Below are 15,452 nucleotides of genomic sequence, written 5' to 3' on the forward strand. Positions count from 1 at the left end.
TCGCTTGGGGCGTTCCCTCGACATCGGCAGTCGGTTCTGGATGCCGAAAGGGAAGAGGGGTGTCACATGGCTGACAAAACCTTGCGCGACGCGTTCCACGAGACGCTCAAGGACGTCTACTACGCCGAGAAGCAGTCGGTCCGGGCCCTGAAGAAGTCCGCCAAGGCGGCAAAGGCGCCGGAGCTGAAGGACGCCTTCCTCCAGCACGCTGAGGAGAGCGCCAATCAGGTCGAGCGCCTCGTCCAGGTCTTCGAGATCCTCGGCAAGAGTGCCAAGGGCAAGACCTGCGAGGCGATGCAGGGCCTGACCGCCGAGATGGAGGAGGACCTGGAGGATTTCGGGGACACCGAGGCGGCGGACGACGTGCTGATCGGCTGCGCCCAGGCCATCGAGCACTACGAGATCGCCCGCTACGGCCTGCTCAAGACCTGGGCTCGCAAGCTCGGCCTGACTGAAGCCGAGCAGCTCCTGGGGGAAACCCTCGAAGAGGAGAAGAAGACCGACCTCCTCCTGACCCAGATCGCCGAAGTCTTCCACAACGCCGAAGGTGACGAAGGCACCAGCGACGAAGAGGAAGCGCCCGAGACGGACGAGACTGCGCCCAAGCGTGCCTCAGGCGGCAGGAGGGCCAAGGCCTAAGAGAGGCGCGCGCCGCGAGACCTATGAGCCTTGCGGCGCATCACCGTTGTCAAGCACTTGTCCTCTCTGAAGAACAGCCACTTTGCTTCTTGTCCGACCCAGCAACGGCGGTTGGCGCCCACCACGGCCACCAGCATGTCGCCGATGACTTCCCAGTAGCGAAAGTCACCGCCGACCTTCTCAGCTTGTAGCATTGGCTTCAGCAGCATCCGCTCTGCGGTTTGCAGCAGGCTGACGCGGCTTTTGCCTCCTGCTCCGCTCGGTGACGCGGCTTGCAGATGGCGGGCCGGGGGCCGAGCTCGATCGTGGCGCCCGCCGCCTCGATCCGGATGGCCTCGACGTCGAAGATCTGCATGGGGCGGCCGGGCGGGCCAACCTCGAAGGTCAGGCGGCTTCCCGGCTGCAGGCTGACCCGGGCGGCCACCTTCTCCAGGATCGCGAGGAACTTGCCGACGTCCATGTGCTCCGGCTTCTCGGCCGACGCAGGCAGGTCCTCCACCTGCAGGATCGTCTCCTGCCAGGCGTCCGGGTTCCCGCCACAGTCCAGGGTGACGAAGGATCCGGCCTTCACCTCGGTCACGTGGTAGCCAGGCTGGATCCGCTGCCCGTCATAGCTGATGACCAGCCGACGCGCTTCGTGGGGCCGGAGGGCGTCGAGCAGGGCACCCAGCGAGGCATCGCCCTGGAAGCCGACCGTCAGGGGCAGAGCAGGCGCGTTCATCTTCCCTCTTTCATCTCAATGTATCTTGAGACATTAAGGGGTCATGGATGAAACGCAAGCACTCGATGCCCTCGGCGCCCTCGCCCAGGAGACCCGCCTCCGGATCGTTCGCCTGCTGGTGACGGCGGGGCCGGACGGCATGGCGGCGGGCGCCATCGGCGAGGCGATGGGCGCGACCTCCTCGCGCTTGTCCTTTCACCTCACTCACCTTGAGGCGGCCGGGCTGGTGCAGTCGCGCCGGGACGGCCGCTCGATCCGGTACTCGGCCGTCTACGACGCCCTGTCCGGCCTCATCGCCTTCCTCATGCGGGACTGCTGCCAGGGCCACCCGGAGGTCTGCACCCCGGCGGTCGCTTCCCTCGCTGCCTGCGCCTGCCCCTCCTCTGAGCCCGCGGAATGACCGTCACCATCTTCCACAACCCGGCTTGCGGGACGTCCCGCAACGTCCTGGCTCTCATCCGGAACTCCGGCGAGGAGCCGGAGGTGATCGAGTACCTGAAGACCCCGCCGACCCGGGAGGAACTGGCCGACCTGATCCGGCGCATGGGCGTGTCGGTCCGCGATGTCCTGCGCGAGAAGGGCACGCCCTACGCGGAGCTGGGCCTTGGTGATCCGTCCCTGACCGACGACCAGCTGCTCGACGCGATGATGGCGCACCCCATCCTGATCAACCGGCCCATCGTGGTGACGCCACTCGGCGTGCGGCTGTGCAGACCCTCCGAGGCTGTCCTCGACGTCCTGCCGAACACGCAGCGGGGCGCCTTTGCGAAGGAGGACGGCGATGCCGTGGTCGATGCCGCCGGGCAGCGCGTCACCAGGGATCCGGCAGCATGAGCGCGGCCGTCGAGGGCGGGGCCGCCATCGGGCGCCGCCGGGCGGCCATGGGCCCCTTCGAGCGCTACCTCACCCTCTGGGTTGCCCTCTGCATCGTCGCGGGCATCGCGCTCGGGGCCGTGCTGCCCGGGTCGTTTCGGGCGCTCGGGCGCATGGAGGTGGCCCAGGTCAACATCCCGGTCGCGGTCCTGATCTGGGCAATGATCGTGCCCATGCTGCTCCGGGTGGACTTCGCCGCCATGGGCCAGGTCACGCGGCACTGGCGCGGCATCGCCGTGACGCTCGGCATCAACTGGCTGGTGAAGCCCTTCTCCATGGCGCTGCTCGGCTGGCTGTTCATCGGCTGGCTGTTCCGGCCCCTGCTGCCGGCGGGGCAGGTGGACAGCTACATCGCCGGGCTGATCCTGCTGGCCGCGGCGCCCTGCACCGCCATGGTCTTCGTGTGGTCCCGCCTGACCGACGGCGACGCCAACTTCACCCTGTCCCAGGTCGCGCTGAACGACGCGATCATGCTGGTGGCCTTCGCGCCGGTGGTCGGGCTGGCGCTGCTGGCCTGGGCCTCGGGGCCCGTTACGCTGGCCCTAGCTTGGGCCGTCCTCGGCATCGGCATGGGGTTCGGCCTCTACGAGGCGGCCTTCGCCACGGTGACCGGCCTGTACGGGCGCGAGGCCCGGAACGCGATCACCGGCATCAACCTCTTCGCGGGCTTCGCCTCCACGGTGGGATGGCCCGCCAGCGCCTTCATGATCGACGCCCTGGGCTGGAGGGGTGCCTGCCTCGCCTGGGCCGTCCTGCACCTGGTCGTGGCCCTGCCGCTGAACCGTTTCCTCGTCGCGAAGGCTCCGCCGCCGCCTCCGGCCGCGGCCCCGGCCGACGCGGCGCCCGGCGGCGTGCCCTGGACCATGGTCATCCTGGCGGCCGTCTTCGCCGCCACGACCTTCGTCTCCACCGCCATGGCCACCCACCTGCCGCGGATCATCGAGGCCCTGGGGGCGGCGCCGACCGCGGCGATCTTCGCGGCGTCCCTGGTCGGACCGGCCCAGGTCGCCGCCCGGGTGGCCGAGTTCGCCCTTCTGCGAAAGGCGTCGCCCCTCATCACGGCCCAGCTCGCCAAGGGCCTGAATCCCGTCGGGGCGGCGCTGCTGGCCTTCCTGGGGCCGGTGGTCGCCATCCCCTTCGTGCTGCTGCACGGCGCCGGGAACGGGCTGCTGACCATCGCGCGCGGCACCCTGCCGCTCGCCCTGTTCGGCCCGGCTGGCTACGGGCTGCGGACGGGGCTGCTGGCGGCCCCGGCGCGCCTCCTCCAGGGCGGGGCGCCCCTCCTCTTTGCGCTGGTGCTGGACACGCTCGGACCGCACGCGGCGCTCCTGCTGTCGGGTACACTCACCGCGTTCTCCCTGTTCACGCTGCTGGCACTCGCACGCCGACCTTGCAATCCGCATGCAGGTGGACCACGGCGGGAGTGCTGAGCGCGTGGATCAAGGCAGCGATCAATGTCCGCTTCGCCGCACCCCTATCCCGACAGCGGCCGTGCCGCTAACGGCCAGACCCGGCCGCGGCAACCGGCCTTCTCACCGTGTGATGCCACGCGCGGCCTTCGCCCCGAGCGCTCCAGACCACCACAGCCGCTTCTCTTTGCTCTGGGCGTAAGCCCTGCCCCCGTGATCAGCAGAAGGTAGACGCCGCCGGTGAAGAAGCTCGGCTATACTGGGCCGGGCAGCAGGACCGCGCAGATCATGACCGACGACTACATGAAGACTCAACGCGAGGCGCTGGCCCAGCATCTTCGGCTCACGGACGGCAAGTCCGGCTACGTCAAGGCCACTGCGGAGGGCTTCCAGGTCTATGTCCGCAAGAAGTGGCCGGGCAAGCAGATCACCTCCTGGGACGGTATGCCGGTGGAGTGGCACGAGAACGTTGGCACCCACAAAGCAGCAAACCGCTGACCCGGCGAGCGCCTCGCCCCCGATGGAGATGAGGCGAGCCTTCCCTCCCGTAGGTTGGGGGCCACTCCACTGCGGCGAGGCGGACTAAGGCTTCAGCAAGAGGCGTCACCCGGTGGAAAGCCAGCAAATCCAGGCATAAGAGCCCCCTCCGGCGGTACCCCGTCCATGTCCTCTGCTGTCGCCCTAGCGTCCGCGGCTGCTGTCCCGGCGCTCTCTGGCGAGTTGTCGGCCGAGGCCCTGGCCTATGCGCGCGAGGCGTCCGCCCAGAACACCCGCCGCGCCTACCGGGCCGCCTGGCAGGACTTTACCGGCTGGTGCAGAGAAACCGGCGTGGAGCCGCTGCCAGCAGCGCCGGAGACAGTCGGCAGCTTCCTCGCCGCCCACGCCTCCACCCACAAGGCGGCCAGCCTCTCCATGCGACTGGTGGCAATCGGGCAGGCCCATCGCCTCGCCGGGCACCGCCTGGACACCGGGCACCCCGCCATCCGCGAGACGATGAAGGGCATCCGCCGTACCCACGGCACGGCGCCGGCGAAGAAGGACGCGGCCGTGGCGGACGTGATCCGCGACGCGGTGAGCGTGCTGGCGAAGCGGCCCGGCCTGCGCGCCATCCGTGACCGCGCCCTGCTGCTGGTGGGCTTCGCTGCCGCCCTGCGCCGATCGGAGCTGGTGGCGCTGGACGTGGGCGACGTAGCGTTCGTGACCGAGGGCATGATCCTTACCCTGCGCCGGGCAAAGACCGACCAGGAAGGCCGCGGGTCTGAGATAGCCATTCCCTTCGGGCAGTCGGAGCGGACGTGCCCCGTGCTGGCCCTCCGCGCCTGGCTTGAGACGGCCGGCATTGAGACGGGCGCGGTACTGCGCTCCGTCACCCGGCACAACAGCTTAGGGGCATCTCGCCTCTCGGATCGGGACGTTGCGCGCGTGGTGCAGGAGACGGTGCAGGCGGCCGGTTGTGACCCCGCCACCTACGCCGGGCACTCGCTGCGCTCTGGCTTCATTACTGAGGCGGCGCGGCGTGGGGTGGCCGAGCGGCACATCCAGAACCAGAGCCGGCACAAGAGCCTCCCCGTGCTGCGGGGGTACATCCGGCGCGGGAGCCTGTTCGTGGACAATGCTGCGGCGAGGGTGGGGCTGTGACGATGACCGAAGCGCCGGACGGCTTCGCCCTCCTTCCTGCTCCGGATCAACCGGCGGTGGCCGGCCGGCACATCCCATCCCCTCATCGCGGGATGGCCGCAGGCGCCGCCGCCCTGCTGCGTGGTGGCAGGCTGGCTGGCATCGAGAGAAAGAGCATGGGCGGGTTTAACACCGGCCCGCTCCTGGGAATCGCTGGCCAAGCCATAACGCCGTTGATCGCCGCAGCTGGGGGCGCTGCGGCCGTGTGGCTGAAGGGGCGGGCCGATCGCCGCGTGAAGGTGAAGCTGGGTGACTTTGAGGCCGAGGCGCGGACACCGGAAGAGCTGGAAAAGGTGATGCGGCTGGCGGCAGAGCACCGCCAGAAGCCGCCAGAAGCCGCCAGAAGCCGCCAGAAGCCGCCAGAGGACAAAGGATAGACTGGAGCAAGTGCCAATGCGACCTGAGGACATGACCGTGGATCACCTGCGCCGGCATTCCGCCGTGTACGCCGTATCGCCCCAGGGTGAGGCGGTGAGGTGCGCCCCAACCGACGCATGGCGCGGATGATGGCCCCGCACGTCGCCACACCTATTGAACTTGGCCCGCTGGAAGTAGCCGTGCCGGGCCTGGACGAGTTGGCACTAGCCCCTTTGCGGGCGCACATCGCGCAACTTGAGGAGGAGATGCGGCAGCCCCAGGCCGAGACGTGATGGACAAGGTCGAGGTAGCGCGCTGCCAGCTCGGCACCGGCCTGGTCCTCCACCTCCGGGCGCAGGATCCAGTTTCGGCGCACTCCCTCATCATGCCCTAGTGCCAGCCATGGCTGATCCCCCTGCCCCACCCGAGCGCGTGCCCGTCACCGCCGCTTGGCTGGCGGAGCAGGAGGCGAAGCAAGCCGCCTACGCCGCATCCCGGCGGGCCTGGGCAGCAGGTCCGCGCGATCCTACCTCAGCGGAGGACGCGCCGGAGCTGCCCACCGCCTCCCCGCCCTCTCCGGACAACTCACCTCAGCCTGCCCAGCCCCGCCGCCAGCGTGGCGTGGTCCATGATCCGCGACAGGGGCGTTTGGAGTTCTGATGACGAATGATGCGAGGGTGGGCCAATGACTAAAGACGACAGCAGGGCCGAAGTGGCCTTCCATCTGGGCGCGGGCGAGCCGGACATTTCCAGCCCTGCTATCCAGCGCGAGTTGCGGGAATTGACCCGCCCGCTCGTCAGCCTTGGCGCCCACCCTCGCCTCCGCGCGCATGATGCCGATGCGACGCCTGCCGTCCGTCTCGGCCAACTGGCTTTGACCCTGGGCCCTGCCGCAATCACAGGGCTCACCGCCGCAGCCGCGACGTGGCTACAGGCCAGGACGGGCCGGAAGGTGAAGGTCAAGTTCGGAGACGTGGAGGCCGAGGGCGCGACCGTCGAAGAGGTGCGGCAGCTGCTGGAGCTGGCGGCCGAAGCGCAGGCCAGGGCGCCGGTAGATGAGCAGAGCGACAAGGACGAGGATGGATGGCGCGACTGACGCGGAGCCCGAACCCGTCCGCCGCGGCCGGGAGGCGATGGCGCTCGAAGGCCGGTGCCGCCCCGAAGCGGTCCTACGATCCAGTCGTGCCCGGCCTGCTGACCAGCCCTTCGACGTACACGGCCAAGGTCATGGCCCCTCGCTCCGGGTCGTCGGGAAGGTCGCAGGCGCCATCCACGCTGACCGCCGTCATCCCGGCGTAGGAGCGGGCGGCCGCCGCCGAGAAGCCCAGGGCGCGGAAGCTGTCGATCCATCCTTCGCGCGGTGTCACCGCAACCGCCACGGGCTGTCCCAACGCCGCGGCAAAGGCGTCCGCCACGTCCTGAGGGCTGTACCGCTCCGGCCCCTCCACGTGGTGGATGCCCGTCCCTTCGGTCGGTTCGAGGAGCCGCCGTGCCGCCGCCCGACCGAGATCGTCGGGGGCCACCATCGGGAGGCGCAACTCGACTGGGAACAGGCTGGGCAGGGTGCCACCGCGCGCCGCGTCCAGCAGGGTATCCCAATTGCTCATGTAGTAGGCCCCCCGCTGGATCACCGTCGGGATAGGCTGAGCCGCGAGGGCCTGCTCGAACTCGAACAGCACGCCGAGGTCGCCGACCTCCTCCCCCGGCCGGGCGCAGTAGGTGGAGGCCGCCACGACCCCCTCCAGCCCCGAGCCGTCCAGGGCGGCGACGATGCTCGCGGCCGTGCGGCGCTCCTCCCGGTCCGTATCCGTGGACGGTACGGCGGGAGGGTTCAGCAGGAAGGCACGCCGGCCGCGTCGGAGCACGTCCCGGAGCTGATCCGCGTTACCAACGTCAATCGCGGCGGCCTCCGCGCCCTGCCGACGCCAGGAGGCGGCCTTGTCCTCACTCCGGGTCACCACCATCACGCGTTCCCCGGTGTCGAGTAGCGTCCGCACTACGGCGGAGCCGACATGACCGGTCGCGCCCAGAACGATGATCATTGTGCCTCCCTCCGCAAGACAGTCTCCGAACTCACCGGACCGCCCGGCCTGACCTGGGCCGAGGTGGTACCCCGGCTGACCTGCGACCTATGCGTGGCGCCGGCCGATATCGTGGGGCTGGGCGGGCCGCCATCGCATCCAGGCCTGGGACAGACGTGGCTGCTGCTCCAGAAGGGGGAGGTGGGCGGGTGGCGGTGAGAGGCGCCGGGCGCTCAGCCCTCCTTGGAGGAAGCGGGAACGCCCAGTAGGCCGCGGACGGTATCGGCCACCTTGTGGACGGTATCCGACCAGCGGGCCGGCTCCTGCTCATCCTTACGGGCAGCGTGTGGATGGTGCTTGCCATCTGCCTCGATCGGGCGCGCGAAATAGCCGGCCTTCGCCATGTGGGATCTCCCTGGAGGTTCCGCGGTAACGCGATGAAGGAGAGCGGGTTAGAAGTCGCAGCGATGCGGGCTGGTTCGGCACAGCGTGCCGGTATGCGAGCTTTCTAGGATGCTTGACGCGTCCGCCTTACCGACGCGCTGGACGGAATTGCCGAGCATAGGCTGCGCCCACCTTCGCCAGGGTGTCCATCAGCAGAGCGGCCACCTTCTCCAGCGCCACCAACTCGGCCCGGGGCACCTCATCGGCCAGCCTCTCCATCACCACCCGCAGCGCCTCGCGCGGAGTTTCGCGAGGCACCCGCACTTCGCCCTGTGTCAGAGTGTCCACGGTTGATCGGTAGCGGCCGTATCCATCGTCAATATCGGGGCCGCGCAAGCGAAGCTCTGCCGGGAAAAGGCACGCCGCCCAGCGGTCGCGGCTTGGGCTGGCGTCAACGAAGATGGTCACCTCTGCCAGTCGCTCAGGCACCACGGCAGGATGGGTTCGGTAGACTGCCAAGCAAGGCCGATATCCAGGCAGGCCTTCCCTCATTGCTTCCCCGGTCCAGGCGGGGATCTCCAGGGCGCAGGAGTGGATGGGCGACACGTCTAACCCTTCCTCGGCCGCGGCGGGCTGTAGCGTTCCAAGTGCCGTTCCCCGCGCTCCTCCAGAATGCGGTCCAAGCCCATCAGGATCAGCTCATGGACAGAGGGCACGTCCAGATCCAGCGCCAACCGCTTCACCCACTTATGCTCCTCCGGGAAGAGGTAAACGGTGGTGCCGATCGTGGCGGCCTTGATGCCGCCCGGACTCGCCGAAGCCGGGGCGGGCATAGGTGGCGAGGAAGTCGGGGCAGGAAGCGGGATGCTTGAACGTCGCAGCTGGGCCTGCGCCAGCGCTGGGCGGGGCAGATTTTCAACGGGCGTGGAGCGCGCAGGTGCTGCGCCAGGCCGGGCCAGTAAGCCGGAGGCAACGGCAGACGGGCGGGGCTTGGTTGCCATGATCCTAGGACGCCTTCACGCCAGCGCGCTTGCGGGATAGGCGCGCTAGGTCAGCCGCCACGAACTTCCAGAGGGCGGCCACCTCTTCGGCAGCCTTGGACTTCGGCGCGGCCTCGGTGGCGGTCCGCCCCGACGCCGCCGCCACCGGGAAGTCCGCTCGGATGCGGATGGCCGGCGCGACCCGGCCGCGCTGGGCCAGGACCGGCACCGCGTCATCCAGCAGGCGGGACTTCCCGGGCGGCGCCTGGGTGACGACGAAGGCGAAGGGGCGCCCCACCTCCTCCACCACGTCCAGCACCCCTGCCAACGCGTCCAGGTCGTCAGTCGTTGGCCGGGTGGGGAGCAGGATCAGGTCAGCCGCCCGCATCACGTCGGCGAAGAAGGAATGCAGGGACGGCGGCACGTCCACGATGCAGAGGTCCACCCGGGCCGCGCGCAGCTCGCCCAGGGCAGCCGCCAGCGCCTCCGGGGGAGGGAAGGCCAGGCCGGGGTTCGGCTCGCCCTCCATCCCCTCGGTGCGGCGGTTCCACCAGCCGCGGAGCGTACCTTGCGGATCCAGGTCCACAAACACCACCCGCTGCCCGGCCGCGGCGGCTGACACGCCCAGCTCGCAGGCAAGGGTGATCGCGCCCACCCCGCCCTTCTGCTTCGCCACCATCACCACGCGCATGTTCTGGCCCTCCACGGCAGGCAGGAACCTAGCGACCAGGGGCGACGGGGCGCTATGGCCCCAGCGTCCTAGGACGCTAGGGGAGGATGGTGGGCCGTGTGACTGGCGTTTTCTCCCTAAACTCGGCCGCTCCCTTTCAGGGCGGCCTTTTCTTTGCGCCAGCGCCGGAGCGTTCTGAACATCATCATTGCACAATCGGAATTGATTACGCCGCTTCAGGTCAGGGCGCGATGACGTTGGGTGAGCAGATGACCACATGCCCGATCCCCCTCCCGAAGATCCGGCTGCCCTCGCCCGTCAGCGACTAGACGACATACTGTATGAGGCTTGGTGCCTCATGGCCTTCCTGCCCAGTCTCTGGTTTCCACCATCTTGGCCCTGGTGGCCAGATACGGAGGAGCAGCTCCGGCGAGAAGCGGTCAACGATCCTGGCCCGATCTCGCCCGACAACTGAGCGGCCCTAGCTCCAGAGATCTGCCTGGGCTTTCTCCAGCCGCTCCGCGAGTTCTTGATAGGCGGCCCGCTCTGCCAGCGAATACGTCGGCTCGGTCGCGCCGCGGCGCATAGCCTTCAGAGCGGCTGGCCCCTTGTAAGGCAGATCCTTCGGCGAGAGCAGGAGTGCTCGCACGGCTTCCCGCTTCCGGAGGCGAGCGTCGGGATGGTCGGCCATGAGCAACCCGTTCGAGCGCGTGACGGTGCTGGAGCTGCAGCTCTTGTGCCGACGCGAGTGGCGTTGAGGGAAGCGGCGGGCTGGCCGTAAGGGGAGCGACCCCAGGGGGACCGGATTGCCGGCCCCACCTCCGGGGCCGCCCGCACGCGACCAGCCATCAACGGCTTGTGCCAGTTAATGGTTGCTTTGACAGCCGCCGAAGCTGTCGGTTCTTGTGCAGGAACTCTGCCTGCCGCGCCGCCGTTTCGTCTTGGATACGGTGAAAGGGGCGGGGCTGGGTGCTGGAATGGTTCAGGGCATGGCGTGAGCGCCGAGCCGCGTTTCGGATGGGGCGTGAGGCAGGCCGTGTGCTGGTGGATCGCGTGGACGCGTACCTTGAACTGCGGGAGCCGGAGTTGGCGGCGAAGTTGCTGGAAGCGCTTCGGAACGGGCTGCTGACCATCCACGGTGAGCTGGGCGCAGCCTCAGCAGAGATGGCGCAGGTGGAACTGCGCATCTTCCACGACCAGCTCGACACCTACCCGGAGGGCCTGCTGGAAGAGCTGCGGCTGCGCCTCCAGGAAGCGGAGGTGCTTGGCGTCCGGGAGGCTGTGGAGCGGCATATCCGCCACCGGGCCGCAGGGGAGGTGACGCGGCTAATGCTGGAGGCGGGGGTGATAGCGACAGGAGCCTCGGCCGGCACTGCGAAGTAGCCACGTCGCGTCAGGCGTCCCGGTCAGCCTTCTCTGCGGCCTCGCCGGTTCCACCTCCGCTCCACCTCGTCGCGATGCGTCATGCAGGCCCATAGTCCCGGCTCCCCGAGCATGAAGTCGCCCCCGAACCCGAACCCCGCCCCGGCCTCAGGAGGACTTCGTGGAGGCCGTAGCAATCGGGGAAGTCCCTGACGACTGGCCTGCAGAAGAGGTCCGGATCCTGCACTGGCCCGATGCACCATGGCGCGCAGCTCGGGAACTGACCCACCGCGAACGGGCGGGCAGCCCAGCCGGTAGCACGTCGGCATTCCCTCCCAAACGAGAACCGCCCCTTGCGGAGGAGCCATGACGGGCGGATCCCGGCATGGACACCAAAGCCAAAGGCGAAGGGCGCTTCGCATCGCGCACTAAAGTTTCTTAATCGGGGGGCTATAAATTCCGACGCAATCAAGAGTTATCATTAGGTATTCATTGCCGATGCGTAGTACAGGAAAGTCGCGTTGGTTCTGCTTCCCGAAAAATATCCGTAAATCGAGAGTGCCTTTCACCTATGGATGCTTTCTCCAGTAAGCCTATCGCAGCGCCTGCAACGGAGGCCGTTGGCCTACCTGCCCCCCCTGGGACGAGGATCTTGGCCCAGATTGCTGAGCAGGAAGATCGCGCAGCCAAGTTGACGGACAGCCTGGACCTTCAGCGGCAACGCGCTCTGACCACCAGTACCCAGCGCTCCCCTATGGCGTCCGACACTGCCGTGGGCCGCGAAATCCGGGAACTCCGCCGGGTACAGAGGAGGACGCAGAAGGAGTTGGCGAGGATGGTGGGGGTTACAGGGGCCCAGCTGCATCGCTACGAGACGGGTACCACCAGAATTGCGGCTAGCCGGCTGATCGCCATCGCGAATGCGTTGGACGTCCGCCCCGACGTGCTGATCGCTGCCGGCTCCGCCCAAGGTGCTCCGACACTGCCCGCAGTGGCACTGTCCTCCAGCGCCGGCGACGACATCGCCGAGTTGCTTCAGGTCTTCTGCACCATCACCGATCCAAAGCATCGCAGCGCGCTGATTGCGGTAGCCAGGATGATGGCTGGGTAGGTGACCTCATCACCACCAGGGCGGCACTGCACAGCCGCGTTCCTGCACCGTCATGGCATGACCCTGCTCGGCAGATGGACCTCTCGCCCGAACGCCGCCCCTGCAGCCTCTGACGCCAGCCTGAAGGAGGGCATTCCGTGCCGCACCGAGTAAGGCCAGCCCGCCCCTTCGCCTACACCTGCTCCAGGTGCGGTGGAGCGATGCGCAACGGCGAGGGCGAGAACGGGCCGTGGTTCCATAGTTCCATCGGGCACGAGTTCTCGGCGGCCGACATGGACGTGCGGACGATGGACATGGTGGATGCCGCCCTGGCATCGGCGCTGCGCGTCCTGGACGAGCGGGTAGCCCTGTGCGGCGATTTTGCCGATGCGGCGGCCCGGGCGGATGACCCTGATCGTCGAGATCACTGGCTGGAACTGATGGAAGAGGTTGAATTGAAGGCCAAGGTGGTGGCCGGCCTTATCAACCGAGGCTGGCCAGATCCGTCGGGAGAGTAGGCGGGCTCTGGGGCGCTGCTGGCTACGTCCGGCTCCTCTCTACGATCCGGCGGAGAGCTGCAGCGCCATTCAGATCCTGTCTGGCTTGCCCTGTATGGCCCGAGCGCATGGACAGCCGGCATTCTTCCAGGAGGCGCAGGATCATCCGCTCCAGCGCTCCCGTACTGTCGTCATCCATCATCAAGCCGTCTTGGGCTCTCATGGCCAGGGTCGCACGATGGCGGAGGTCGAGGCCAGCAGATGACGTGACTGGGCGATGCGCTCCGCGGAAGCGGACAGCATCTCTACATCCCTGCCAGACAGGGCTATGGCAGTTGTTGTGGCAACTTGGCTGACGAGGCGCCGCGCTTCCAATCGTAGCAATCGCTCGGCGTACATGGGCAGCACTCACATCGTGAGTATGCAGACTAATCCTGCCGAGCCTCAGCAGGCATCACTTCCTCGGCAGGAGGATCTAGCACTGGGACCTGCGTTCGGGGCGGGAGCCAGGGATAGACCGGCAGGTCGAGTAATGCTCTGGAGCGTGCGATGGCGTCCCGAGTGCTCCGCTTGATGTCAAAAGCTAAATTGGAACCGGAGCGCTTTTCCATAGCCCAGAGAGCCACAGGAGGCAGAATTCCGCCATAATGCATGTTGACGAAGCCAAGGGCGGCGAACCCTCCGATAACCCGGAGTATGCCGCCGACCTGCGCCAGCATCTCCCGCGCCACCTTCACCCGCCGGGCGGTGGCGGGATCCAACGGACGCTCCCGGTGTTGGGGCCGCAGCCCTGCCCGCCCGGCGCGCATCCGGGCGGCGTCGGAGGCCAAGAGGGAAGCCATGGTATCGCGGCTTCGTGCGTTGTTATGCTGCACTGCAACACGACATTCTGGAGAGGCAAAGGGAGGATCAAAAATGGAGATTGTACCTATGTTCCAAATCATCTTCCTTTCTGCTGTCGTGGTACTTGTGGTGGCCCAGGTTGCCGTGCGGGCAGCCGTCAACAGGTCTCCGTCGCTGAGCGGAATGCCGCAGTCTCGTTGGGCTGATTAAGGAATTAGCGGGGGCTCTGGCTGACTGTTCGCGGTCACGCCGCCACCTCCGGCACCAGCCGCGCCAAGTCGGCGCGCAGGTTCTCGGCCAAGGCCTTCTCTCCGGCGCCCGATCCCGCGCACGGCCAGCGCGACCTGTTCAGCCTTCACGGCCACGCCCACCATCCCGGCCGCTGGTGTCTCGGCCATCTGGAAGAGGACGGCTTCCCAGGCGTCCAGGGCGCTCTCCTGGGCGGCCTCCGCGACAGCCTGCGCCTCGCTGCTGGTGAAGTCGCGCCCGGCGTCTATGGCGCAGAGCTCGTGCCATTGGCCGGCCCGTGCCAGCGCCGCCTTGAGCGCCAGCAGCCGGGCGTCATTCGCCGGCAGAGAGAGGGCGGGCGCCCCCTCCCCCGCGATGCCGGCCCCCGCCACCGCAGCGACGCCGGCCAAGATACTGCGCCGGCTCATGCCCGCGCCTCCGGGATAGCGTACTCGGCGCCCAGCACCGCGGCGATGTCGCGCCCCATGGCCCACCATGCACATTGGGCTCCGGACACAGCCGCAGCTGCGGCACTCCACCAGCAAATGGCGGAGCTGTTTGGTCCCGGGATGAGGTGGTGCGGGTTGATGGTGAAGGTGGTGGGGTCCTTCGTCCAGGCGTCGCAGACGGCCTGGAAGGGCGTTCGCCATCGGAGCGCCTTGAGGTGCTTGGCAAAGTTGTAGGCCCGAACAAAGGCCAGGACATGCGCCTGCAAGGCGGCCAGGTCGGGGTAGTGGAAAGCCTTGATGGTCCCGTCCTTGTCCGTGCGGTTCATCCGCTCGGCCTGACCGTTGGTCCAGGGATGGTAGGGCTTGGTGAGCCGGTGCTCGATGCCGTGTTCCCAGCAGACGCGATCGAAGGCATGTCCACGGTAGCGGGCGGTTGGCCCGCAGCGGTGTCGCGCGGTGCGTCGGCGAAGGCGATGCCGTTGTCCGTCAGCACGGCGCGGAGTTGATAGGGGAATGCGGCCAGGGCGCCCCTCAGGAAGGCCGCCCCGATCGCCATGGTCGAGCGGTCGTGGAACTCGGCATAGGAAAACTTTGTGACCCGGTCGATAGCGAGGAACATGTTCAGTTTGCCGTCGGCGAGGCGCAGTTCGCAGGCGTCGATATGAACGAAGCCGATCTCAGTCTCGGCGAAGCGGCCGCGTTTGGAGGCCTTCTCCTCTCCCTGTGGCAGGCGGGAGATTCCGTGCCGGACCAAACAGCGGTGCAGGGCCGAGCGGGACAGCGTCGGGATGGTCTCCCTCAGGCACCCCAAGGCGTCGTCGAGCGGCAGAAGAGTGCGGCGGCGGAACTCGACGACGATGGCCTCCTCGGCCTCGGTAAGAACGGTGCTGCGCGCCTGACGCGGCGCCATCGGCGCGTCCGCAGTGCCGGTGCGCCCCCGCCATTTCGCGACAGTCCTGGGGTTCAGGCGGTATTGGGCGGCGAGAGCGCTGCCCGACGCTTGCGACGCCTGGAGCTCGGCTCGAACTCGCGGCGTCGTTCGGGCTGAGCCGTGAAGACCTGCTGCCATAGGGCATCCTCCCCCTCGCGGCTCAAGGATGCACCACTACTCCCCGGGACTGCACACCTAGCACTACCTGGGCACTTTAGAGTGGATGGTCGGCAGGAACCGACGTCTGCAGTGTGGGCATCGGACGGGTTCGGCGAGGTGGGCGAAGAGCCGATGGAAGATGGCCTGACGTAGAGCTGGCAG

The 15,452-nt window shown here is 68.0% G+C and carries 23 protein-coding genes and 1 pseudogene; 13 read left to right on the forward strand and 11 right to left on the reverse strand.

The annotated features are described in order from the left end of the window. The first annotated feature begins 66 nt into the window (after window positions 1-66). A complete protein-coding gene (locus NRP21_RS27720) occupies window positions 67-639 on the forward strand; it encodes a YciE/YciF ferroxidase family protein (RefSeq protein ID WP_257719490.1) in 573 nt (190 codons plus the stop codon). On the opposite strand, the gene NRP21_RS27725 is transcribed toward NRP21_RS27720, so the two are convergent. Further along, complete coding sequence (locus NRP21_RS27725; protein ID WP_257719491.1) at window positions 636-848, reverse strand: hypothetical protein; 213 nt, start codon at window positions 846-848, stop codon at window positions 636-638. The two genes, NRP21_RS27720 and NRP21_RS27725, sit on opposite strands and share 4 nt — an antisense overlap. Beyond that, window positions 839-1,360, reverse strand: coding sequence for a DUF6428 family protein (locus NRP21_RS27730; protein ID WP_257719492.1), 522 nt, complete (start codon window positions 1,358-1,360; stop codon window positions 839-841). The genes NRP21_RS27725 and NRP21_RS27730 overlap by 10 nt, the downstream gene beginning before the upstream one ends. Window positions 1,361-1,403: 43 nt before the next feature. Here NRP21_RS27730 and NRP21_RS27735 point away from each other — a divergent pair, with 43 nt between their 5' ends. The 9 genes from NRP21_RS27735 to NRP21_RS27775 all read left to right on the forward strand — a co-directional run bounded on the left by NRP21_RS27735 (window position 1,404) and on the right by NRP21_RS27775 (window position 6,772). Continuing rightward, entirely contained in the window at window positions 1,404-1,760 is a 357-nt protein-coding gene (locus NRP21_RS27735) for an ArsR/SmtB family transcription factor (protein WP_257719493.1), read from the forward strand. Continuing rightward, complete coding sequence (gene arsC / locus NRP21_RS27740) at window positions 1,757-2,194, forward strand: arsenate reductase (glutaredoxin) (protein WP_257719494.1); 438 nt, start codon at window positions 1,757-1,759, stop codon at window positions 2,192-2,194. Before NRP21_RS27735 ends, arsC begins: the two co-directional genes overlap by 4 nt. Next, window positions 2,191-3,663: a hypothetical protein gene (locus NRP21_RS28165; protein WP_456300255.1), complete on the forward strand. Its 1,473-nt coding sequence runs from the start codon at window positions 2,191-2,193 to the stop codon at window positions 3,661-3,663. The genes arsC and NRP21_RS28165 overlap by 4 nt, the downstream gene beginning before the upstream one ends. Before the next feature lie 267 nt (window positions 3,664-3,930). Next, window positions 3,931-4,140 (forward strand): hypothetical protein, encoded by a 210-nt coding sequence (locus tag NRP21_RS27750; protein WP_257719495.1) that lies wholly within the window; start codon window positions 3,931-3,933, stop codon window positions 4,138-4,140. 165 nt (window positions 4,141-4,305) lie between these two features. Beyond that, a complete protein-coding gene (locus NRP21_RS27755) occupies window positions 4,306-5,280 on the forward strand; it encodes a site-specific integrase (protein ID WP_257719496.1) in 975 nt (324 codons plus the stop codon). Then, the gene (locus NRP21_RS27760) at window positions 5,277-5,696 is read left to right on the forward strand and encodes a hypothetical protein (RefSeq protein ID WP_257719497.1); all 420 of its coding nucleotides are present in this window, start codon (window positions 5,277-5,279) and stop codon (window positions 5,694-5,696) included. The genes NRP21_RS27755 and NRP21_RS27760 overlap by 4 nt, the downstream gene beginning before the upstream one ends. Before the next feature lie 99 nt (window positions 5,697-5,795). After that, a complete protein-coding gene (locus NRP21_RS27765) occupies window positions 5,796-5,969 on the forward strand; it encodes a hypothetical protein (RefSeq protein WP_257719498.1) in 174 nt (57 codons plus the stop codon). A 109-nt stretch (window positions 5,970-6,078) separates the two neighbouring features. After that, a complete protein-coding gene (locus tag NRP21_RS27770; RefSeq protein WP_257719499.1) occupies window positions 6,079-6,336 on the forward strand; it encodes a hypothetical protein in 258 nt (85 codons plus the stop codon). A 25-nt stretch (window positions 6,337-6,361) separates the two neighbouring features. Continuing rightward, a complete protein-coding gene (locus NRP21_RS27775; RefSeq protein WP_257719500.1) occupies window positions 6,362-6,772 on the forward strand; it encodes a hypothetical protein in 411 nt (136 codons plus the stop codon). A gap of 73 nt (window positions 6,773-6,845) precedes the next feature. Here the strand turns inward: NRP21_RS27775 and NRP21_RS27780 are convergent, their stop codons facing one another. The 6 genes from NRP21_RS27780 to NRP21_RS27805 all read right to left on the reverse strand — a co-directional run bounded on the left by NRP21_RS27780 (window position 6,846) and on the right by NRP21_RS27805 (window position 10,422). Continuing rightward, the gene (locus NRP21_RS27780) at window positions 6,846-7,718 is read right to left on the reverse strand and encodes an NmrA family NAD(P)-binding protein (RefSeq protein WP_257719501.1); all 873 of its coding nucleotides are present in this window, start codon (window positions 7,716-7,718) and stop codon (window positions 6,846-6,848) included. Between the two features lie 212 nt (window positions 7,719-7,930). After that, complete coding sequence (locus tag NRP21_RS27785) at window positions 7,931-8,101, reverse strand: hypothetical protein (protein ID WP_257719502.1); 171 nt, start codon at window positions 8,099-8,101, stop codon at window positions 7,931-7,933. Between the two features lie 127 nt (window positions 8,102-8,228). After that, the gene (locus NRP21_RS27790) at window positions 8,229-8,429 is read right to left on the reverse strand and encodes a hypothetical protein (protein ID WP_257719503.1); all 201 of its coding nucleotides are present in this window, start codon (window positions 8,427-8,429) and stop codon (window positions 8,229-8,231) included. Window positions 8,430-8,689: 260 nt separating this feature from the next. Then, window positions 8,690-8,914 (reverse strand): hypothetical protein, encoded by a 225-nt coding sequence (locus tag NRP21_RS27795; RefSeq protein ID WP_257719504.1) that lies wholly within the window; start codon window positions 8,912-8,914, stop codon window positions 8,690-8,692. Between the two features lie 172 nt (window positions 8,915-9,086). Continuing rightward, window positions 9,087-9,752 carry a ParA family protein gene (locus NRP21_RS27800; protein WP_257719505.1) on the reverse strand — a complete coding sequence of 222 codons (666 nt, stop codon included), beginning with the start codon at window positions 9,750-9,752 and terminating at the stop codon, window positions 9,087-9,089. 460 nt (window positions 9,753-10,212) lie between these two features. Next, window positions 10,213-10,422 (reverse strand): hypothetical protein, encoded by a 210-nt coding sequence (locus tag NRP21_RS27805; protein ID WP_257719506.1) that lies wholly within the window; start codon window positions 10,420-10,422, stop codon window positions 10,213-10,215. Window positions 10,423-10,784: 362 nt separating this feature from the next. On the opposite strand from NRP21_RS27805, the gene NRP21_RS27810 reads away from it, so the two are divergent. The 3 genes from NRP21_RS27810 to NRP21_RS27820 all read left to right on the forward strand — a co-directional run bounded on the left by NRP21_RS27810 (window position 10,785) and on the right by NRP21_RS27820 (window position 12,701). Next, window positions 10,785-11,114 carry a hypothetical protein gene (locus NRP21_RS27810; RefSeq protein ID WP_257719507.1) on the forward strand — a complete coding sequence of 110 codons (330 nt, stop codon included), beginning with the start codon at window positions 10,785-10,787 and terminating at the stop codon, window positions 11,112-11,114. Window positions 11,115-11,745: 631 nt separating this feature from the next. Continuing rightward, entirely contained in the window at window positions 11,746-12,204 is a 459-nt protein-coding gene (locus NRP21_RS27815) for a helix-turn-helix domain-containing protein (RefSeq protein ID WP_257719508.1), read from the forward strand. 200 nt (window positions 12,205-12,404) lie between these two features. After that, window positions 12,405-12,701, forward strand: a complete 297-nt coding sequence (locus NRP21_RS27820) for a hypothetical protein (protein WP_257719509.1) — start codon at window positions 12,405-12,407, stop codon at window positions 12,699-12,701. Between the two features lie 407 nt (window positions 12,702-13,108). On the opposite strand, the gene NRP21_RS27825 is transcribed toward NRP21_RS27820, so the two are convergent. From NRP21_RS27825 to NRP21_RS27835, 3 genes and pseudogenes are all read right to left on the reverse strand, one after another. Next, window positions 13,109-13,441, reverse strand: coding sequence for a hypothetical protein (locus NRP21_RS27825; RefSeq protein WP_257719510.1), 333 nt, complete (start codon window positions 13,439-13,441; stop codon window positions 13,109-13,111). A 288-nt stretch (window positions 13,442-13,729) separates the two neighbouring features. Next, window positions 13,730-14,179 carry a hypothetical protein gene (locus NRP21_RS27830; RefSeq protein ID WP_257719511.1) on the reverse strand — a complete coding sequence of 150 codons (450 nt, stop codon included), beginning with the start codon at window positions 14,177-14,179 and terminating at the stop codon, window positions 13,730-13,732. A gap of 131 nt (window positions 14,180-14,310) precedes the next feature. Further along, window positions 14,311-15,269: pseudogene (locus NRP21_RS27835) on the reverse strand (IS481 family transposase); the annotation flags it as partial. Window positions 15,270-15,452: the final 183 nt, after the last annotated feature.

The organism is Roseomonas populi (genome assembly GCF_024594815.1).
In the GTDB taxonomy this organism is placed as follows: Bacteria; Pseudomonadota; Alphaproteobacteria; order Acetobacterales; family Acetobacteraceae; genus Roseomonas; species Roseomonas populi.

Excerpts from the sequence above, each read along its gene's own strand:
- NRP21_RS27735 (WP_257719493.1), top strand. The coding sequence starts at position 1,404 with ATGGATGAAACGCAAGCACTCGATGCCCTCGGCGCCCTCGCCCAGGAG.
- NRP21_RS27800 (WP_257719505.1), bottom strand. The coding sequence starts at position 9,752 with ATGCGCGTGGTGATGGTGGCGAAGCAGAAGGGCGGGGTGGGCGCGATC.
- NRP21_RS27780 (WP_257719501.1), bottom strand. The coding sequence starts at position 7,718 with ATGATCATCGTTCTGGGCGCGACCGGTCATGTCGGCTCCGCCGTAGTG.
- NRP21_RS27830 (WP_257719511.1), bottom strand. The coding sequence starts at position 14,179 with ATGAGCCGGCGCAGTATCTTGGCCGGCGTCGCTGCGGTGGCGGGGGCC.
- NRP21_RS27785 (WP_257719502.1), bottom strand. The coding sequence starts at position 8,101 with ATGGCGAAGGCCGGCTATTTCGCGCGCCCGATCGAGGCAGATGGCAAG.
- NRP21_RS27820 (WP_257719509.1), top strand. The coding sequence starts at position 12,405 with ATGCGCAACGGCGAGGGCGAGAACGGGCCGTGGTTCCATAGTTCCATC.
- arsC (WP_257719494.1), top strand. The coding sequence starts at position 1,757 with ATGACCGTCACCATCTTCCACAACCCGGCTTGCGGGACGTCCCGCAAC.
- NRP21_RS27720 (WP_257719490.1), top strand. The coding sequence starts at position 67 with ATGGCTGACAAAACCTTGCGCGACGCGTTCCACGAGACGCTCAAGGAC.
- NRP21_RS27725 (WP_257719491.1), bottom strand. The coding sequence starts at position 848 with ATGCTGCTGAAGCCAATGCTACAAGCTGAGAAGGTCGGCGGTGACTTT.
- NRP21_RS27755 (WP_257719496.1), top strand. The coding sequence starts at position 4,306 with ATGTCCTCTGCTGTCGCCCTAGCGTCCGCGGCTGCTGTCCCGGCGCTC.
- NRP21_RS27730 (WP_257719492.1), bottom strand. The coding sequence starts at position 1,360 with ATGAACGCGCCTGCTCTGCCCCTGACGGTCGGCTTCCAGGGCGATGCC.
- NRP21_RS27795 (WP_257719504.1), bottom strand. The coding sequence starts at position 8,914 with ATGCCCGCCCCGGCTTCGGCGAGTCCGGGCGGCATCAAGGCCGCCACG.
- NRP21_RS27775 (WP_257719500.1), top strand. The coding sequence starts at position 6,362 with ATGACTAAAGACGACAGCAGGGCCGAAGTGGCCTTCCATCTGGGCGCG.
- NRP21_RS27770 (WP_257719499.1), top strand. The coding sequence starts at position 6,079 with ATGGCTGATCCCCCTGCCCCACCCGAGCGCGTGCCCGTCACCGCCGCT.
- NRP21_RS28165 (WP_456300255.1), top strand. The coding sequence starts at position 2,191 with ATGAGCGCGGCCGTCGAGGGCGGGGCCGCCATCGGGCGCCGCCGGGCG.
- NRP21_RS27805 (WP_257719506.1), bottom strand. The coding sequence starts at position 10,422 with ATGGCCGACCATCCCGACGCTCGCCTCCGGAAGCGGGAAGCCGTGCGA.
- NRP21_RS27750 (WP_257719495.1), top strand. The coding sequence starts at position 3,931 with ATGACCGACGACTACATGAAGACTCAACGCGAGGCGCTGGCCCAGCAT.